We start from the raw sequence: 400 nt of genomic DNA on the forward strand, positions 1-400 counted from the left end.
CCAACGTTTACGTGCGGTTTCGTACGTTCAAATTTTTCTTTAGACATGAGTTGTCCCTCTAGGTACGGATTTAGGTGGCTTTGATGACCACGCAACCAAAAAGTATTGGTGAAAAACTTACTTTCAAACACTAAACGTAGTTTAGTCGAAAGAAAGTATCAAAAGGAAAGCTTTGCTTAAGAGCTGGTGCTGATAGGCAGACTCGAACTGCCGACCTCATCCTTACCAAGGATGCGCTCTACCACCTGAGCTATATCAGCACTCAAATTAGAGTGGAGCGGGCAGCGGGAATCGAACCCGCATCATCAGCTTGGAAGGCTGAGGTAATAGCCATTATACGATGCCCGCAACACGTAACTCTGAGAGCTATTTCCTTAAGGAATATGGTGGAGGGGGACGG

2 tRNA genes are annotated in these 400 nt (G+C 46.0%); both read right to left on the reverse strand.

Features of this window, described 5'->3' with window-relative positions:
• Positions 1-184: 184 nt before the first annotated feature.
• Positions 185-260 (reverse strand) — tRNA-Thr (locus TW84_RS23545).
• A 13-nt stretch (positions 261-273) separates the two neighbouring features.
• Positions 274-348: transfer RNA gene (locus TW84_RS23550), tRNA-Gly, on the reverse strand.
• Positions 349-400: the final 52 nt, after the last annotated feature.

The organism is Vibrio neptunius (assembly GCF_000967495.1).
Taxonomy (GTDB): Bacteria; Pseudomonadota; Gammaproteobacteria; order Enterobacterales; family Vibrionaceae; genus Vibrio; species Vibrio neptunius.